Origin of the sequence: Rhodococcus sp. 05-2254-6 (genome assembly GCF_002258565.1) — a bacterium.
Taxonomy (GTDB): domain Bacteria; phylum Actinomycetota; class Actinomycetes; order Mycobacteriales; family Mycobacteriaceae; genus Rhodococcoides.
Map to the genome: position 1 here is coordinate 21,741 of NZ_NOZF01000148.1, position 14,851 is coordinate 36,591.

The 14,851-nt window shown below is 65.6% G+C and carries 13 protein-coding genes; 5 read left to right on the top strand and 8 right to left on the bottom strand.

The features are described from left to right. Positions 1 to 44 precede the first annotated feature (44 nt). From CH256_RS20320 to pdhA, 3 genes are read right to left on the bottom strand one after another with little or no spacing between them, the layout of a single operon-like run. Positions 45 to 1,334: a dihydrolipoamide acetyltransferase family protein gene (locus CH256_RS20320; protein WP_094670443.1), complete on the bottom strand. Its 1,290-nt coding sequence runs from the start codon at positions 1,332 to 1,334 to the stop codon at positions 45 to 47. Positions 1,335 to 1,382: 48 nt separating this feature from the next. Beyond that, a complete protein-coding gene (locus CH256_RS20325; protein WP_094670444.1) occupies positions 1,383 to 2,393 on the bottom strand; it encodes an alpha-ketoacid dehydrogenase subunit beta in 1,011 nt (336 codons plus the stop codon). Further along, a complete protein-coding gene (gene pdhA, locus CH256_RS20330) occupies positions 2,390 to 3,472 on the bottom strand; it encodes a pyruvate dehydrogenase (acetyl-transferring) E1 component subunit alpha (protein WP_094670445.1) in 1,083 nt (360 codons plus the stop codon). Before pdhA ends, CH256_RS20325 begins: the two co-directional genes overlap by 4 nt. A 134-nt stretch (positions 3,473 to 3,606) precedes the next feature. Between pdhA and CH256_RS20335 the strand changes: the two genes are divergently transcribed. Both CH256_RS20335 and CH256_RS20340 read left to right on the top strand, forming a co-directional pair. Further along, a complete protein-coding gene (locus CH256_RS20335) occupies positions 3,607 to 4,086 on the top strand; it encodes an Lrp/AsnC family transcriptional regulator (RefSeq protein WP_068050387.1) in 480 nt (159 codons plus the stop codon). 249 nt (positions 4,087 to 4,335) lie between these two features. After that, complete coding sequence (locus CH256_RS20340; RefSeq protein ID WP_256989500.1) at positions 4,336 to 5,364, top strand: Glu/Leu/Phe/Val family dehydrogenase; 1,029 nt, start codon at positions 4,336 to 4,338, stop codon at positions 5,362 to 5,364. Positions 5,365 to 5,453: 89 nt separating this feature from the next. Here the strand turns inward: CH256_RS20340 and CH256_RS20345 are convergent, their stop codons facing one another. Both CH256_RS20345 and gabT read right to left on the bottom strand, forming a co-directional pair. Continuing rightward, a complete protein-coding gene (locus CH256_RS20345) occupies positions 5,454 to 6,905 on the bottom strand; it encodes an NAD-dependent succinate-semialdehyde dehydrogenase (RefSeq protein WP_179272161.1) in 1,452 nt (483 codons plus the stop codon). Then, positions 6,905 to 8,269 carry a 4-aminobutyrate--2-oxoglutarate transaminase gene (gene gabT, locus CH256_RS20350; RefSeq protein WP_094670468.1) on the bottom strand — a complete coding sequence of 455 codons (1,365 nt, stop codon included), beginning with the start codon at positions 8,267 to 8,269 and terminating at the stop codon, positions 6,905 to 6,907. Before gabT ends, CH256_RS20345 begins: the two co-directional genes overlap by 1 nt. A gap of 131 nt (positions 8,270 to 8,400) precedes the next feature. Between gabT and CH256_RS20355 the strand changes: the two genes are divergently transcribed. Together CH256_RS20355 and CH256_RS20360 are read left to right on the top strand one after the other, a co-directional pair. After that, positions 8,401 to 9,897 (top strand): PucR family transcriptional regulator, encoded by a 1,497-nt coding sequence (locus CH256_RS20355; RefSeq protein WP_094670448.1) that lies wholly within the window; start codon positions 8,401 to 8,403, stop codon positions 9,895 to 9,897. Positions 9,898 to 9,925: 28 nt separating this feature from the next. Continuing rightward, on the top strand, positions 9,926 to 10,711 hold the full coding sequence (locus CH256_RS20360; RefSeq protein WP_094670449.1) for a YoaK family protein: 786 nt from the start codon (positions 9,926 to 9,928) through the stop codon (positions 10,709 to 10,711). Here the strand turns inward: CH256_RS20360 and CH256_RS20365 are convergent. The 3 genes from CH256_RS20365 to CH256_RS20375 are packed head-to-tail and all read right to left on the bottom strand — an operon-like array spanning position 10,627 to position 13,780. After that, positions 10,627 to 12,312 carry a flavin monoamine oxidase family protein gene (locus tag CH256_RS20365; protein WP_094670450.1) on the bottom strand — a complete coding sequence of 562 codons (1,686 nt, stop codon included), beginning with the start codon at positions 12,310 to 12,312 and terminating at the stop codon, positions 10,627 to 10,629. The genes CH256_RS20360 and CH256_RS20365 overlap by 85 nt on opposite strands. After that, positions 12,309 to 13,145 carry a carbon-nitrogen hydrolase family protein gene (locus CH256_RS20370; RefSeq protein ID WP_068050378.1) on the bottom strand — a complete coding sequence of 279 codons (837 nt, stop codon included), beginning with the start codon at positions 13,143 to 13,145 and terminating at the stop codon, positions 12,309 to 12,311. Before CH256_RS20370 ends, CH256_RS20365 begins: the two co-directional genes overlap by 4 nt. Beyond that, positions 13,142 to 13,780 carry a helix-turn-helix domain-containing protein gene (locus CH256_RS20375; protein ID WP_068050376.1) on the bottom strand — a complete coding sequence of 213 codons (639 nt, stop codon included), beginning with the start codon at positions 13,778 to 13,780 and terminating at the stop codon, positions 13,142 to 13,144. Before CH256_RS20375 ends, CH256_RS20370 begins: the two co-directional genes overlap by 4 nt. 111 nt (positions 13,781 to 13,891) lie before the next feature. Between CH256_RS20375 and speB the strand changes: the two genes are divergently transcribed. Continuing rightward, positions 13,892 to 14,851 carry an agmatinase gene (gene speB, locus CH256_RS20380; protein ID WP_094670469.1) on the top strand — a complete coding sequence of 320 codons (960 nt, stop codon included), beginning with the start codon at positions 13,892 to 13,894 and terminating at the stop codon, positions 14,849 to 14,851.

Genomic DNA, 14,851 nt, shown 5'->3' on the forward strand with positions numbered 1-14,851 from the left:
CCTTTGTCTCCATCGAGCTGTCTGCGTCGAGCCGAGCTGAGGAATCAGCTCAGGGCGATCATATCCATCGGAGTGCTCAGCAACCGGCCGACGAGGGCCAGGAACTGCGAACCTTGCTGGCCGTCGACGAGGCGATGATCGAACGAGAGCGACAGTGTCGTCACGGACCGCAATGCGATCTCGCCCTCGTGCTCCCACGGCATGCGGCGGATCGAACCGAAGCACAGGATGGCAGCCTCGCCGGGGTTGAGAATGGGAGTGCCTGCGTCCACTCCGAACACTCCGACGTTGGTGATCGTGATCGTGCCGTCCGCCAGGTCGGCGGGACTGCTCTTGCCCTCCTTGGCCGTTCGCGTCAGCTCAGCCAGTGCGCGGGCGATGTCCACCAGGGACAGTTCGTGCGCATCCTTGATGTTGGGCACCATCAATCCGCGCGGGGTTGCTGCAGCGATGCCGAGGTTGACGTAGTGCTTGGTGACGATCTCCTGAGCAGCCTCGTCCCACGAGGAATTGAGCGAGGGATTCGATTTCAGCGCAACGAGAACCGCCTTGGCGACCAGCGCCAGCGGGGTCAGCCGCACGTCGGCGAAGTGGGCGGAGGACCGTAGCGAGTCCAGCAGTGTCAGGGTGTCGGTGACGTCCACCGTCACGAACTCGGTGACGTGCGGAGCGGTGAATGCACTGCGCACCATCGCATCTGCAGTATGTTTGCGCACCCCCTTGATCGGGGTCCGCTCTTCGCGGCCGACCCGCAGTGGGGTCTGCTCCCCTGCAGTGTCGGCTCCGTGCAGATACGACTCGACGTCGTCTCGGGTGACGTCGCCGCGAGCTCCGGTCGGGGGTACCTCGGCAAGATCGACGGCGTTGTCCTTGGCGATCTTTCGCACCGGCGGTGCAGCCAGCGGTTTGCCGTTCCGCCCGGCCGGTGCTGTAGAGACCGGAGTGGTCCCCCTGCCGCCGCGTCGACTCGACCCTTCCTTCGCCACGCCGTAACCGACGAGAACCGGAACGCGTTCCTCGCTGTCGTCCGCAGGACTCGCGTCGTCCACATCGGTGTCAGCCACGACGACGTCGGGGTCCTCGGTGTCTCCATCGACTCGGATGTCGATGATCGGAACCCCGACCTCGACGGTGTCACCCTCCGACACATGCAGGGCAGCAACGACGCCCGCGAACGGTGACGGAAGTTCGACGGCGGCCTTGGCCGTTTCGACCTCGGCGATGTTCTGGTTCAACTCGATCGTGTCGCCGACCGCGACCAGCCAGGTCAGCAGATCGGCTTCGGTGAGTCCTTCCCCGAGGTCGGGCAACGGAAAGCTCTTGATGGTGGGCATCGTCGAATCCTGTTCGGTACGTATCGGCGGCGGTCGGTGAGCGCGAGGTCAGTGCGAGCGGCAGCGGTCGACTGCGTCGAGAATCCGGTCGACGTCGGGGAGATAGAACTTCTCCAGCTTCGATGCCGGGTAGGGCGTACCGAAGCCGCCGACGCGCAGCACCGGCGCCTCGAGGTTGTAGAAGCAGCGTTCGGAGATCCGAGCGGCGATCTCGGAGCCGAGGCCCATGAACACGGGGGCCTCGTGCGTGACGACCAGACGCCCGGTCTTGCGTACCGAGGCCTCGATGGTCTCGAAGTCGATGGGTGAGAGTGAACGAAGATCGATGACCTCGATCGACACCCCCTCGTGGGCAGCGACTTCGGCAGCTTTGCGGGCAGTGGCGACGAGCGGTCCGTAGGCGATCAGGGTGAGGTCGGTGCCCTCGGTGACCACCCGCGCCCGATGCAGCGGGTACGACGCGTCGGCATCGAGGTCGATCGGGCTCTTCTCCCAGTACCGACGCTTCGGCTCGAAGAACAGGACCGGATCGTCGCTGGCAATGGCCTGCTGAATCATGGAGTAGCCGTCGGCGGCGTTGCTGCACGTGACGACGCGAAGTCCTGCGGTCTGCGCGAAATAGCCTTCGGGAGACTCCGAGTGATGCTCGACGGCACCGATTCCGCCGCCGTAGGGCACCCGAATCGTCATGGGAATCTTGACGTTTCCACTGGTGCGGTAGTGCAGTTTGGCGACCTGCGAGACGATCTGGTCGAACGCCGGATAGATGAAGCCGTCGAACTGGATCTCGCACACCGGGCGGAATCCCCGCATCGCGAGTCCGACTGCGGTGCCGATGATGCCCGACTCCGCCAGCGGCATGTCGAGTACCCGGCCGGGGCCGAAGTCCTTCTGCAGGCCGTCGGTGATGCGGAAGACGCCGCCGAGCTTGCCGATGTCCTCGCCCATCAGCAGGACCTTCGGATCGTTCTCCATCGCTCGCCGCAGACCTGCGTTGATGGCCTTGCCCAACGGAAGACTGGTGGGCCGCTGCGGCGCAACATGTTCCAACGTGGTCATGACGTAGCTCCTTCGAATCCGGCTCGGTACGAGGCGAATTGAGCGCGCTCGTCGTCCAGGAGGGGGTGGGGATCGGCGTAGACGTTGTCGAACACCGACATCGCTTCCGGCTCGACGGTCTCGAGGCAACCGCGACGAAGCTCGGCGGCGACGTCGTCGGCCGTCCGCTTCACCGAGGCGGCGAACGCGTCGTCGAACACACCGATTCGCCTCAGTAGCTTCTCGATTCGGTCGATCGGATCCTTGGCGCGCCATTCGTCGTCGGTGGCACCCGAGCGGTATCGCGTCGGGTCGTCGGAGGTGGTGTGCGGGCCCATGCGGTAGGTGACGGCCTCGATGAGAGTCGGGCCGCTGCCCTCGCGGGCGCGAGCGAGCGCTGCCCTGGTGACGGCCAGGACGGCGAGAACGTCGTTGCCGTCGACGCGGACCGACGGAATGCCGTATCCCTCACCGCGGGCGGCGATCGTTGCCTTGGTCTGCACGGTCACCGGCTCGGAGATCGCCCACTGATTGTTCTGGCAGAAGAACACCACCGGTGCGTGAAAACTGGCGGCGAAGCCGAGCGCCTCGGAGATGTCCCCCTGGCTGGTTGCGCCGTCGCCGAAGTAGGTGATGGCGGCACCCTCGGCTCCCTCGAGCTGCATGCCGATCGCGTATCCGGTGGCGTGCAATCCCTGCGAGCCGACGATGATCGCGGGCGTCGTCATGCGGTACTCGTACGGGTTCCAGCCGGACAGCGTCGAGCCGCGCCAGAAGCGCAGCATCCGGGTGGGGTCGACGCCTCGGCAGTAGGCGACGCCGTGCTCGCGGTAGCTGGCGAACACGAAGTCCTCGGTGTCGAGCGCTCGAGCCGAACCGACCTGCGCCGCTTCCTGCCCGAGCAGCGGTGCCCACAGCCCCAGTTCGCCCTGTCGCTGTAGCGCGGTCGCCTCGGTGTCGATGCGCCGGACGACCACGAGATCGCGGTACATCTCCATCATCGCGGCCGTGTCGATGTCCGCGACGAGAGGTGAGTAGGTCTCGTTGCGGACCACCGTTCCAGATTCTTTGATCAGCTGTACCAGCGAGGTGGTGTTCATGTTCGTCGCACTCTCCGTCGTGGTGTGATGTCCTTCACAAGAACACCACCGACAGCCAGAGTGCACAAGTGCCGACTTCAGAACTGCGCACGATGCACAATATTGGGTAACGATCGAGCGACAGGAAGTGCGCAATGACCGATTTGGACAAGACCGACGCCCGACTCCTCCTCGCCCTCTGCGCCAAGCCGCGAGCCACCGGCGTCGAACTCGCCACCACCTTGGGGCTGTCCCGCAACACTGTGCAGGCGCGCCTCGGTCGATGGGACGACAAGGGATCGCTCACGCCGATCGATCACCGCATTCCACCGAAATCTCTCGGCCGCCCGCTGCAAGCATTCGTCACAGCTCAGGTCAACCAGCACACCCTGGCTGCGGTCACCGAACACCTGCGCACCATTCCGGAAGTGCTCGAGGTGTTCGGACTGTCCGGCGCTGCGGACATGCACATTCGCATCGCCGCAGTCGACGCCGACGACCTGTATCGCATCGCAGGTCTCATCCTCGATATCCCCGGCGTCGAGCGCACCAACATGTCCATCGCGATGAGCGAGTTGATCCAGTACCGCACCAAGCCGTTGCTCGAGCAGCTCGCCGAGGACGGCCGACGCTGAGCAGGCAGACCATCCCCGCGAGATCGATCAGGGCCGCACCGTGCAACATGCACGTTCTCGGCAACGGCGGTTGACCAACGTGCACGTTCACGGCACCCTTCGACGGACATGTTCCCGGACACCATCCATTTCCGGGTATCGCCGCCTCATCACCGAAAGAGACCGCCTGTGTCCGTCGTTGCCGACCACCCCGCCGCCGCGCCCACCCCGACCGACCACGTGCCGACGGGCGTCTTCGATCGTCCCGACATGCCGCGCGACTCCGCACACGAACGCGTCGTGTTCTGTCAGGATCCCGACACCGGGCTGCGCGCGATCATCGCGGTCCACTCCACCGCGTTGGGACCCGCTCTCGGCGGAACTCGCTTCTACCCCTATGCATCCGAGCAGGATGCGTTGACCGATGTACTACGGCTCTCCCGGGGAATGACATACAAGGCGGCCGTCGCGGGAGTCGATCTCGGTGGCGGTAAAGCGGTGATCATCGGCAACCCCAACGCCATCAAGACCCCGACTCTGCTGGGCGCGTACGGCCGGTTCGTCGAGTCGCTCGGCGGAACGTACGTGACGGCAGGCGATGTGGGCACCAACAGCGACGATCTCGACATCATCGCCGAAGAGACGGCGCACGTCGTCGGCAAGAACACCACCGCAGGCGGCACCGGCGACAGCGGCCCCCAAACCGCGCTCGGAGTCTTTCTCTCCCTCCTGGCCGCAGCCGAATCGACCTGGGGCTCGGACGATCTGACCGGAAAGCGCGTCGGCGTCGAGGGTGCGGGCAAAGTGGGCTACAACCTCGTCGCCCTGCTTCGCGATGCCGGTGCCGAGGTGATCGTCAGCGACTCCTACGCGCCCGCCCTCGATCGCATCGCCCTGGACTTCCCCGGTGTCACCGTCGGATCCGACATCATCGGTGCCGACATCGACGTCTACGCCCCGTGCGCCATGGGTGCCACTCTCGACGCATCCTCGGTGGCCCGGTTGTCGGCGTCCATCGTGTGCGGCGCGGCGAACAATCAACTCCTCACACCCGATGTCGAAGCCCTGCTGGCTGCGCGCGGAATAGTCTGGGTACCCGACTACGTCGCCAACGCCGGTGGCCTGATCCAGGTGGAAGGCGAACTGCGCAGCAAGGATTCGGCCGAGGTGATGGCCACGATCGGCAAGATCCGCGATACCGTCGCCGGCATCTTCGCCATCGCCCGCTTCGAGGGCATCCTGCTGGGAGCCGCGGCCGATCGCCTGGCCGAGGATCGAATCGCCGCCGCGCAGAACTGACCGGCGGCCTGCATACGACGCTCCACTCCCTGCCGTAAATCGGCGATACCCGCGCCACAGGCCGCGGAGTGGAGCGCTACGTGCAGCGGCTACTGCAGCGCGATGTACTTGGTCTCGAGGTATTCCTCGATACCCTCCGACCCGCCCTCGCGTCCGAAGCCCGATTCCTTGACGCCACCGAACGGGGCGGCCGCGTCGGAGATCGCACCGCGATTGACCCCGACCATGCCGGTGTCCAGAGCCGCCGACACCCGCAGGGCGCGGTCCAGGCTCTCGGTGAAGAAGTACGCCACCAACCCGTATCGGGTGTCGTTGGCCCCAGCGATGGCCTCGGGCTCGGTGTCGAATCCGATGATCGCCGCCACGGGGCCGAAGATTTCGTCCTGCAACAGATTCGCGTCGGCAGGAATCGAGTCGAGAACCGTGGGCGAGTAGAAGAAGCCGGGTCCCTCGGGCGTCGTGCCCCCGGTGCGCACCCGGGCACCCTTGGCCACCGCATCGTCAACCAGTGCGGTGACCGTTCGGCGCTGCTTGTCGTTGATCAGTGGGCCGATGTCGGTGCCCTCTCGATCACCAGGGCCGACCGTCAATGCCTCGATGCGTGCCGTCAACTTCGCGGTGAATTCCTCACGCACGGAGTTCGCGACGTACAGCCGATTCGCTGCCGTGCAGGCCTCGCCGCCGTTGCGCATCTTGGCCAGCATCGCCCCGTCGACAGCGGCGTCGATGTCGGCGTCGTCGAACACGATGAACGGCGCATTGCCGCCGAGCTCCATCGACGTCCGTAGCAGTCGGTCGGCTGCGTTGCGCACCAACAGCTTTCCCACTCCGGTCGATCCGGTGAACGTGACCTTCCTCAGTCTCGGGTCGTCCATCAACGGCCCGGTGACGGAGGCGGCGTCGGAGGTGGGAAGTATCGACAGCACACCGCTGGGCAACCCCGCGTCGGCGAACACCTGTCCGAGCAGAAGCATCGTCAACGGGGTGTCCTCGGCCGGTTTGACGATGACGGTGCAGCCGGCCGCGAGTGCCGGGCCGATCTTGCGTGTGCCCATGGCCAACGGAAAGTTCCACGGGGTAATCGCCAGGACCGGCCCGACGGGCGACTTGCTGACCAGGATCGAGCCGTTGCCCGCAGGGGCGGGGGTGAACCGGCCGCCGATTCGGACGGCCTCCTCGCTGAACCAGCGTAGGAATTCGCTGCCGTACTTCACCTCACCGTGGCTCTCCGCCAACGACTTTCCCATTTCGAGTGTCATCAGCAGAGCGAAGTCGGCAGCACGCTCCTGCAGCAGATCGAAGGCGCGCCGCAGAATCTCGGCTCGCTCGCGGGTCGGCGTCGCCGCCCACCCCGGCTGCGCCTCGGCGGCACGGTCGAGCGCGGCGATGCCGTCGGCCGCGGTGGCGTCGGCGACTGTGGTCAGCTCGTCGCCGGTCGCCGGGTTCAGCACGGCGAATCGTGCGCCCGACGCAGAGGGCGATTGCACACCACCGAGCCAGAGATCGGTGGGCAGCGAGGAGATCAGATCGTGAGCATCCATCAGTTCCCCTGCGCCACAGTGCGAAGCGAGTCTTCGAGCACGGTCAAACCATCATCGAGCAACTCGTCGGAGATCACCAGGGGCGGCAGCAACCGGATGACGTTGCCGTAGGTGCCGCACGTCAGCACGATCACTCCGGCCTCGAGTGCCGCCGCCGCAACGGCTTTGGTGGCCTCCGGGTTGGGCTCACGCCCACCCGGCAGCACGAGCTCGAGCGCAAGCATGGCTCCGCGGCCGCGCACCTCACCGATGATGCCGACCTCGGACGCCAACGCACTCAGTCGCTCGAACACGATGCGTTCGATGTCGCGCGCTCGGTCATTGAGCTCGAGTGTCTCCATCTGCTCGATGGACGCCAGGGCCGCGGCGCAGGCGACGGGGTTACCGCCGTACGTGCCACCGAGCCCACCGGGGTGCACGGCATCGATCAGGTCGGCACGGCCGGTGACCGCGGCCAGCGGCATCCCGCCCGCGATGCCCTTCGCCATCGTGATCAGATCCGGTACGACGCCCTCGTGCTCGCTGGCGAACCAGGCCCCGGTCCGAGTGAAGCCGGACTGCACCTCGTCGGCGATGAACACGACGCCGTTCTCACGTGCCCAATCCGCCAGTGCAGGCAGAAATCCTTCTGCGGGCACGATGAAGCCGCCCTCACCCTGAATCGGCTCGATCAGGATGGCCGCGAGATTGCCTGCACCGATTTGCTTGTCGATGACGGAGATCGCTCGCGCCGCAGCCTGGGCACCGGTGAGCGCAGAACCGTCGACGTTCAGACCTTCGCGGAACGGATACGACATCGGCGCTCGATAGACCTCGGGAGCGAACGGCCCGAATCCGCTCTTGTACGGCATCGACTTCGACGTCAGTGCCATCGTCAGGTTGGTGCGGCCGTGGTACGCGTGGTCGAACACGACGACAGCGGACCGCCCGGTGGCGTGACGTGCGATCTTCACGGCGTTCTCGACGGCCTCGGCACCACTGTTGAACAGGACGCTGCGCTTGTCGTGATCGCCCGGGGTCAACTCGGCCAGCTTCTCGGCGACCTCGATGTAGCCCTCGTAGGGCGCAACCATGAAGCACGTGTGGGTGAAGTGTGCGACCTGATCCTGCACGGCGGCAACAACTGCCGGGTTCGAGGCACCCACGGTGGTCACGGCGATTCCGGCCCCGAGGTCGATCAGCGAGTTTCCGTCCACGTCGACCACGACGCCACCGTCCGCGTCGGCCACGTACACCGGCAGCGTCGACGCCACGCCTGCACCGACGACGGCCTTGCGGCGCTGCGCCAACGCCGCCGACTTCGGCCCGGGGAAGGCGGTGACGATCTTGCGCTCCTGCGGAAGTCGGTACTCGATCGAGGCCATGGGTCGCACCTTTCGTGTGGGCTTGTCGTGCAAGTATGCGACTCGACGAGCGCGACGGCCGGACGCCATTTCGTACACCTCGACGGCACATTGCACTCCATTTCGGCAGTTCTGCCGCTACAGTTTCACCGGTGAGCGTGCAGATGTCCTGGCTGTTGAGGCAGCAACACCTTCGCCTGAGTCACCGCGGCGGACCGGAGCGCAGCGCTGCTCCCATCACCTTCGCGCAGGCGACCGAACTCATCGATCCCAGTCCGTGGCTGTCGGGCGGTGAACTGATTCTCACGACCGGACTCGGCTTCGACGCCGACGGCCCGGCCCTCGGTACCTACGTCCGGACCTTGGCAGCCGCGGGTGTCTCCTGTCTCGGATTCGGAGTCGGGTTGTCCCACAGCACTATTCCCCGTCACATTCTCGACACCGCCGAGGATGTCGGGCTTCCCGTCGTGGAGGTTCCCTACGACATCCCGTTCGCCGCCGTCATCAGAGCGGTCATGAAACGCATAGCCGAGCAGGAATACGAGCAGGTTCTGCGTGCGGCGTCGGTCCAGACCCGCATCACCAGGGCAGCACTGCACGGCGGCGTCGACGCGATCGTTCGCGAACTGGCCGTCGCCACGTCCACGTCGGTGGCGCTGATCGGCAATCGCACCGAATCGTTCCATCCCGCCGCCGCGGCGGATCTCGTCGAACGCGCCCGCGACGTGGCCCGCAGCATTCGCCCGTCGTCGGCACCGGCCACGGTGTCGGTCAGCGAACCGGGGTGCACCGTCACTCTGCATTCGGTCGCCATCTCCGGCGGGGCGTCGAGCTTTCTCGCCATTCGCACCGCAGGCCCGGTGACGGGCGTCGAGCAGATCCTGCTCGGGCACGCGGTGTCGCTGGTGACCCTCGAACTCGAGAAGCCCACGCGGCTGCGCGCCGAGCAGTCGCGACTCAACACGCTCGCGCTCGGATTGTTGCTGGACGGCCATCTGCCCTCCCCGGACGGCAGCGCGCTACCGAGCTATCTCGTCGACGCCGCCGACGACGACTCTCGCATCAGGGTCGCAGTTGTCCGCGGACCGTCCGAGCGCATCGTCGAGGCGATCGATGCCGAGTGCCGAGCCAGGGCGCGGCCCACGTTCACTCGGCAGACCGACACCGGTGTGGTGGTGTTGTTCCGCGGTAGCGACGACTCCGATGTGGTTGCCCGACTGATGGATTCACTGCCGAGGTCGGTGCGCGTCGGGCTCAGTTCCAGCCACCCCATCACCGAGACTCCCCTCGCTCTGAAGCAGGCTTCGCTCGCGTGCGCAGCGGCCGGCTCGGGCGATCGGATCGTCGAATTCACCGGATCGATGCTGTTGGCCTCCGAACCGGTACAGGAATCGTTGCGTGCGATGGCCGCCGTGACCATTGCAGTGCTGTCCGAGTACGACCGCACCCACACCGCCGATCTGGTGGGATCGCTTCGGGCTTTCCTCGAAGCGAACGGGCATTGGGAGACCGCTGCGGCGAACCTGTCCGTTCATCGCCACACGCTGCGAAACCGGATCACCCGATGCGAAGAATTACTGTCGGTCGATCTGACGTCGGCGCGGGTGCGGGCGGAATTGTTGCTTTCACTGCTTGCCGCGACATCGTGAACATCGTCAATCGTGTCAGTATTTCTCGATGAGCACGCCGCAGCCCCACATCGCCGTCGCCACTGCGAAATCGGTTCGACTCGGAGTACTGCTGGCGGCAGTCGGTGGATTCCTCGACGCGTACACCTACATCACCCGCGGTGGCGTGTTCGCCGGCGCGCAGACCGGCAATGTCGTGTTGCTCGGCGTCGATGTCGCCGCCGGTCGGTGGGTCGAGGCTCTGGCTTTCCTACCCCCGTTGGCGGCCTTCGTCCTGGGCGTCGCGACCGCAGAATTCATCGCGCTGCCCGCGGTTGCGAGGATCGTGCGACGACCGGTGCGGGCGGTGCTGGTGTTCGAGATCCTCGTGGTCCTCGTCGTCGGATTTCTGCCGGCCACCGTCCCCGACGCCGTGGTCTCGGTGATCCTCGCTCACGTCGCCGGAGTGCAGGTGACCACCTTTCGTGTGCTGGTGGATTCACCGTTCAACACCACGATGACGACCGGCAATCTCCGCAGCATGGCGATGGCGGCATTCCACCGGGTGGTCGAACACGATCTCGAGGCCGGCATCCGCGCCCGACGGTTCGGCGCGGTGATCTCCGGATTCTTCGGTGGGGCGCTGCTCGGCGCAGTCGCGGTCGAGCTGTTCGGGCTACGGGCGATCTGGGTCGTAGCCGTGATGCTGACCGTCGCTCTGGCACTGTTCGTGTTCGACGAGCGCACACCCAGGTCGTTGTCTCCGAAAGGTCAGTCGCCCAACCGAAGCGGAGCGATCGACTCGAACACATCGCCCGGCCCCGGGTTGCCTTCTGCCGACGAACCGCCCAAGTGATGCACGACGCCCCACACCGCGTTGAGTGCGGTGTGAATGGCTCCCTCGGCCCACCCTGCCGTCCACGAGATGTCGTCGCCGGCGAGAAAGATCCCCCGGTGCCGAGGTTCGAGGTCGTGCTGCACGAAATGGGTGAACAGTCTTTCCTGGTATCGGTAGTGCCCCGGCAGATTCGCCTTGAATGCGCCCATGAAATCGCGTTCGGTTTCCCAGGACAGAGTCACCGGGGTGGAGATGATGTGACTGCGGAAGTCGACACCGGGATAGATCTCCTCCAGCGATCGCAGCATGATGTTCATGCGCTCGGTCGGGTCCAGGGCCAGCAGCTTGAGCGAGTCGTCGGACCACGTGTAGGACAGGCAGATCAGCCCGGGCTGGCCCTCACCCTGGTCGAGTAGGTACGTGCCGCGACTCATTCGATCGGTCAGCGTCATGCTCACCAGATCGCGGCCGGTGACCGGATCCTTGTCCTTCCAGAACGGACGATCGACGAGTGCGAACACCTTGGTCGAGCCCATGTAGTGGGTACGTTCGATGGCGGTCCAGTGGTCGATGGGAAACAGATCGTCGTCGCATCTGATGTTGCTCAGCAGCATCCAGCTCTGGGCGGTCACGACGGCGGCGGCGTAGGTGCGGATGTTGCCACGATCGTCGTGGATCGTGGTGCCGCCGTCGGTGCGCCTGATCTCGGTGACGCGCGACATCGTGGTGCCGCCGTTCAGTGACGCCACCGACGTGCCTGCGGGCCAGTGCGCCATGTTCGCCGGCGAGTCGGTCCACAACCGCATCGGGAGTTGCTGTGAGCCGCCGACGATTCCGCGATGGTGATCGTCCGCTGCCGTGATGACGACGCGAAGGATCTCGAGGATCGAGTTGGGATAGTCGGTGTCCCATCCGCCCGTTCCGAAACCGACCTGGCCGAACAACTCTCGCATCCGAAACGACGAGAAGTGCTCGGACGCAGCGAGGAAACCGTAGAAGGTCTGATCGTCGAACTTCACGATCAGCTCGTTCCAGATCCGCTTGATCTCGGCCACGTCCCGCCTGCGGATGGCGCGCTGCAGCGGAATCAACTCGGCGTGCTCCTCGAGCGTCCTGTTCCACGCGTCGCCGACCTCGGCGAAGATCGGCGGGAGATCGTCGAGCTTGCGTGCGTAGTGGCTCTCACCCTTGAGGTCGATCACCGTACTGGGGGTCACCTCGGCCAGCGGGTTCGGAAACGGCGTCGTCTCGAGCCCGACGGCGTCGAGGTAGTGGAACAGCGCGGTCGACGACGGCGGAAAACGCATCGCGCCCATCTCTGCCACCACACCGGGATGCCCGTCGAACGGTACCGAGCGCATCCGGCCGCCGATCCGATCCGATTCGTACACAACGGGTTCCATGCCGATCTTCAGCAATTCGTGGGCGACGACCATACCGGCGAGTCCGCCGCCGATCACGGCGACCCGGGTACCGAGGGCCGCGTCGGGAATGCTCCCCAGGCCGGCCGGATGCGCGAGGTAATCGTCGTACGCGAACGGGAAGTCCGGGCCGAACATCGTGAGCGGCTGGTCGTCCTCGGATGCGATTGCGCTGTCCGGGGTGACGGGTGTGGTCATCGGTCGGTCTCCTGCTCGGCCCGTGAGGGTCCTGTCGGGTAGAGGTCGGTGCGGCGGTCGGCCAGATGGGTGTTGACCGCACGCGATCGAGCGAGCTCGGCCGGATCCAGCTCGAAGGTCAGCAGTTCTTCGTGTTCACCGGCTCGCGCGAGGTCGTTGCCGGCCGGCCCGACGGCACAGGTCAGCCCGCAATATCTCAGGCTCGCCTCGGTGCCGCAGCGATTGACGTAGGTGATGAACAGTTGGCTCTCGTACGCCCGCGTGGGAACGACGTGAGTGGCGATGATCTCGAACGGGGTCATCAGACCGGTGGGAACGATCAACCATTCGGTGCCGGCATCGGCGTGCGCGCGAACGGCTTCGGGAAATTCGACGTCGTAGCAGGTGAGTACACCGCACCGCAGCCCGCCGAAGTCGAACTGCACCACCAGGTCCGGCCCCGGGGTGAAGTGGGTGCGATCGAGGGCCCCGAACAGGTGCGTCTTGCGATAGCGCGCAACCGATTGTCCGGATGCGTCGACCACCTGCACCGCGTTGAACACGGCCTCGCCCCCGTGATTCGAATGACCGAGTTCGGGGTATCCGTACACGATCGCGACACCGTGTGTTCGCGCGATCGAGGCGATGCGCTCGAAGATCGAACCGTCGAACGTTTCGGCTCGTTCGCGCACGAGATCACCGATGTCGTAGCCGCTCACCGACATTTCCGGGGTCACCAGCATCGACGCGCCTGCTTCGGCTGCGCTGCGCGCCGCGGCATCGATCGCCGACAGGTTGGCCTCGACGTCGGCGGAGAACTCCGGCCCTTGGAACAGCGACACGATGACCGTCATGGGCGAAACTCCGGTTTCCTGTTGTGCAACTCTTCTGGCAGCGCAGGTGCCAGCACCCACAGGACCCGGGCACCACCACTGCTGTCGCTGCGAAAACTGTGCGGGCGTCGCGGCGAGAACGTGAACGCATCGCCCGGTCCGAGCAGCACGTCGTCACCGCCGAAGGCACCGCCTGGATCTTCCTCGAAGGTCACTCGAACCTCGCCGGACAGCACGTGTACGAACGTGACGTCCAACGGCAGGGTGTACGCCTCCGCGCCACTGCCGCCACCTTCCTCGATCTCCCCCAGCAGTACCTGGACCCGCCGCTCCCCGACCGGGGTCAACAGATACTCCGCCATCGCCGTTCCCCCGAACATGATGCGCGGCAACGATTGCGCGCGCACCACTTCACCGGCGGGGGCGTCGTCGAACAAAGAGCCGACCGGAACGTCGAGCGCAGCACAGACCCGAACCAACGACGCGACCGATGCGTTCACCTGATCGCGCTCGAGCTTGGACAGGTACCCCTTGGTCACCCCGCAGGTATCGGCGAGTGCGTCGAGAGTCAGCCGCTTCTTCTTGCGTGCTTCCTTCAGTCGCGCGCCGATACGTGGCGCGTCGTTCTCGACCGAAGCAGCAATCGACACCGTCATCGCCTCTCAGGAAACTCGTGTTGACAAGATCGTGCATCAGAGTAACGCTTGCCGGGCGAACTGGTCGACTCCACTGTCGCCGGACTCCTTAGAATTCGGAAGGAATTCTCGATGAACCCGAGCAGTCCCGAGCACCCACCGATAGGTGCGGTCGACGCGACCAAGGTCCCCCGCTACGCCGAGCCCACCACGTTCGCTCGGCTCCCGCGCCTCGACGAGGTGTCCCGAGCCGACGTGACCATCCTCGGCGTTCCGTTCGATTCCGGCGTGAGTTACCGTCCGGGCGCACGTTTCGGTCCCGGGCACATCCGTGCTGCCTCGAAACTGTTGCGGCCCTACAACCCTGCCCTCGAGGTCTCGCCGTTCGCCCGCCAGCAAGTTGCGGACTTCGGCGATATCGGAGTCAATCCGTTCGACATCACCGAGGCGCTCGCCACGGTGCACGACGCGGTGACCGACCTGCGCGCCGACGGCTCCTCGGTTCTGACCCTCGGCGGCGATCACACCATCGCACTGCCGATCCTGCGCTCGCTCGCACGCGACCACGGACCGATTGCAGTGCTGCACTTCGACGCTCACCTCGACACGTGGGACACGTACTTCGGTGCGCCCTACACCCATGGAACCCCGTTTCGACGAGCCAGTGAGGAAGGCCTGATCGACCTCGAACGCTCGCAGCACATCGGTATTCGCGGCCCGCTCTACAGCGAGCAGGACCTCGAGGACGATCGCGTTCTCGGCTTCCAGGTGATTCGTTCCGACGATTACGAGGTCGACGGTGTCGCCAGCATCGTCGAACGGATGCGCAGACGTCTGGACGGCGGCCCGGTCTACGTCTCGGTCGACATCGACGTTCTCGACCCCGCACATGCGCCCGGCACCGGCACTCCCGAAGCCGGCGGCATGACCTCCCGAGAGTTGCTCAACACTCTGCGCGGACTCGTCGGCCTGAACGTGGTCGGTGCCGACATCGTCGAGGTCGCGCCGGCCTACGACCACGCCGAGATCACCGGAATCGCTGCGGCTCATGTTGCCTACGAGTTGTTGTCGGTTCTCGCTCTCAACCGATAG

Excerpts from the sequence above, each read along its gene's own strand:
- CH256_RS20375 (WP_068050376.1), bottom strand. The coding sequence starts at position 13,780 with ATGACGGTGTCGATTGCTGCTTCGGTCGAGAACGACGCGCCACGTATC.
- CH256_RS20320 (WP_094670443.1), bottom strand. The coding sequence starts at position 1,334 with ATGCCCACCATCAAGAGCTTTCCGTTGCCCGACCTCGGGGAAGGACTC.
- CH256_RS20340 (WP_256989500.1), top strand. The coding sequence starts at position 4,336 with ATGCCGCGCGACTCCGCACACGAACGCGTCGTGTTCTGTCAGGATCCC.
- pdhA (WP_094670445.1), bottom strand. The coding sequence starts at position 3,472 with ATGAACACCACCTCGCTGGTACAGCTGATCAAAGAATCTGGAACGGTG.
- CH256_RS20370 (WP_068050378.1), bottom strand. The coding sequence starts at position 13,145 with ATGACGGTCATCGTGTCGCTGTTCCAAGGGCCGGAGTTCTCCGCCGAC.
- CH256_RS20335 (WP_068050387.1), top strand. The coding sequence starts at position 3,607 with ATGACCGATTTGGACAAGACCGACGCCCGACTCCTCCTCGCCCTCTGC.
- CH256_RS20360 (WP_094670449.1), top strand. The coding sequence starts at position 9,926 with ATGAGCACGCCGCAGCCCCACATCGCCGTCGCCACTGCGAAATCGGTT.
- CH256_RS20325 (WP_094670444.1), bottom strand. The coding sequence starts at position 2,393 with ATGACCACGTTGGAACATGTTGCGCCGCAGCGGCCCACCAGTCTTCCG.
- CH256_RS20345 (WP_179272161.1), bottom strand. The coding sequence starts at position 6,905 with ATGGATGCTCACGATCTGATCTCCTCGCTGCCCACCGATCTCTGGCTC.
- CH256_RS20365 (WP_094670450.1), bottom strand. The coding sequence starts at position 12,312 with ATGACCACACCCGTCACCCCGGACAGCGCAATCGCATCCGAGGACGAC.
- speB (WP_094670469.1), top strand. The coding sequence starts at position 13,892 with ATGAACCCGAGCAGTCCCGAGCACCCACCGATAGGTGCGGTCGACGCG.
- gabT (WP_094670468.1), bottom strand. The coding sequence starts at position 8,269 with ATGGCCTCGATCGAGTACCGACTTCCGCAGGAGCGCAAGATCGTCACC.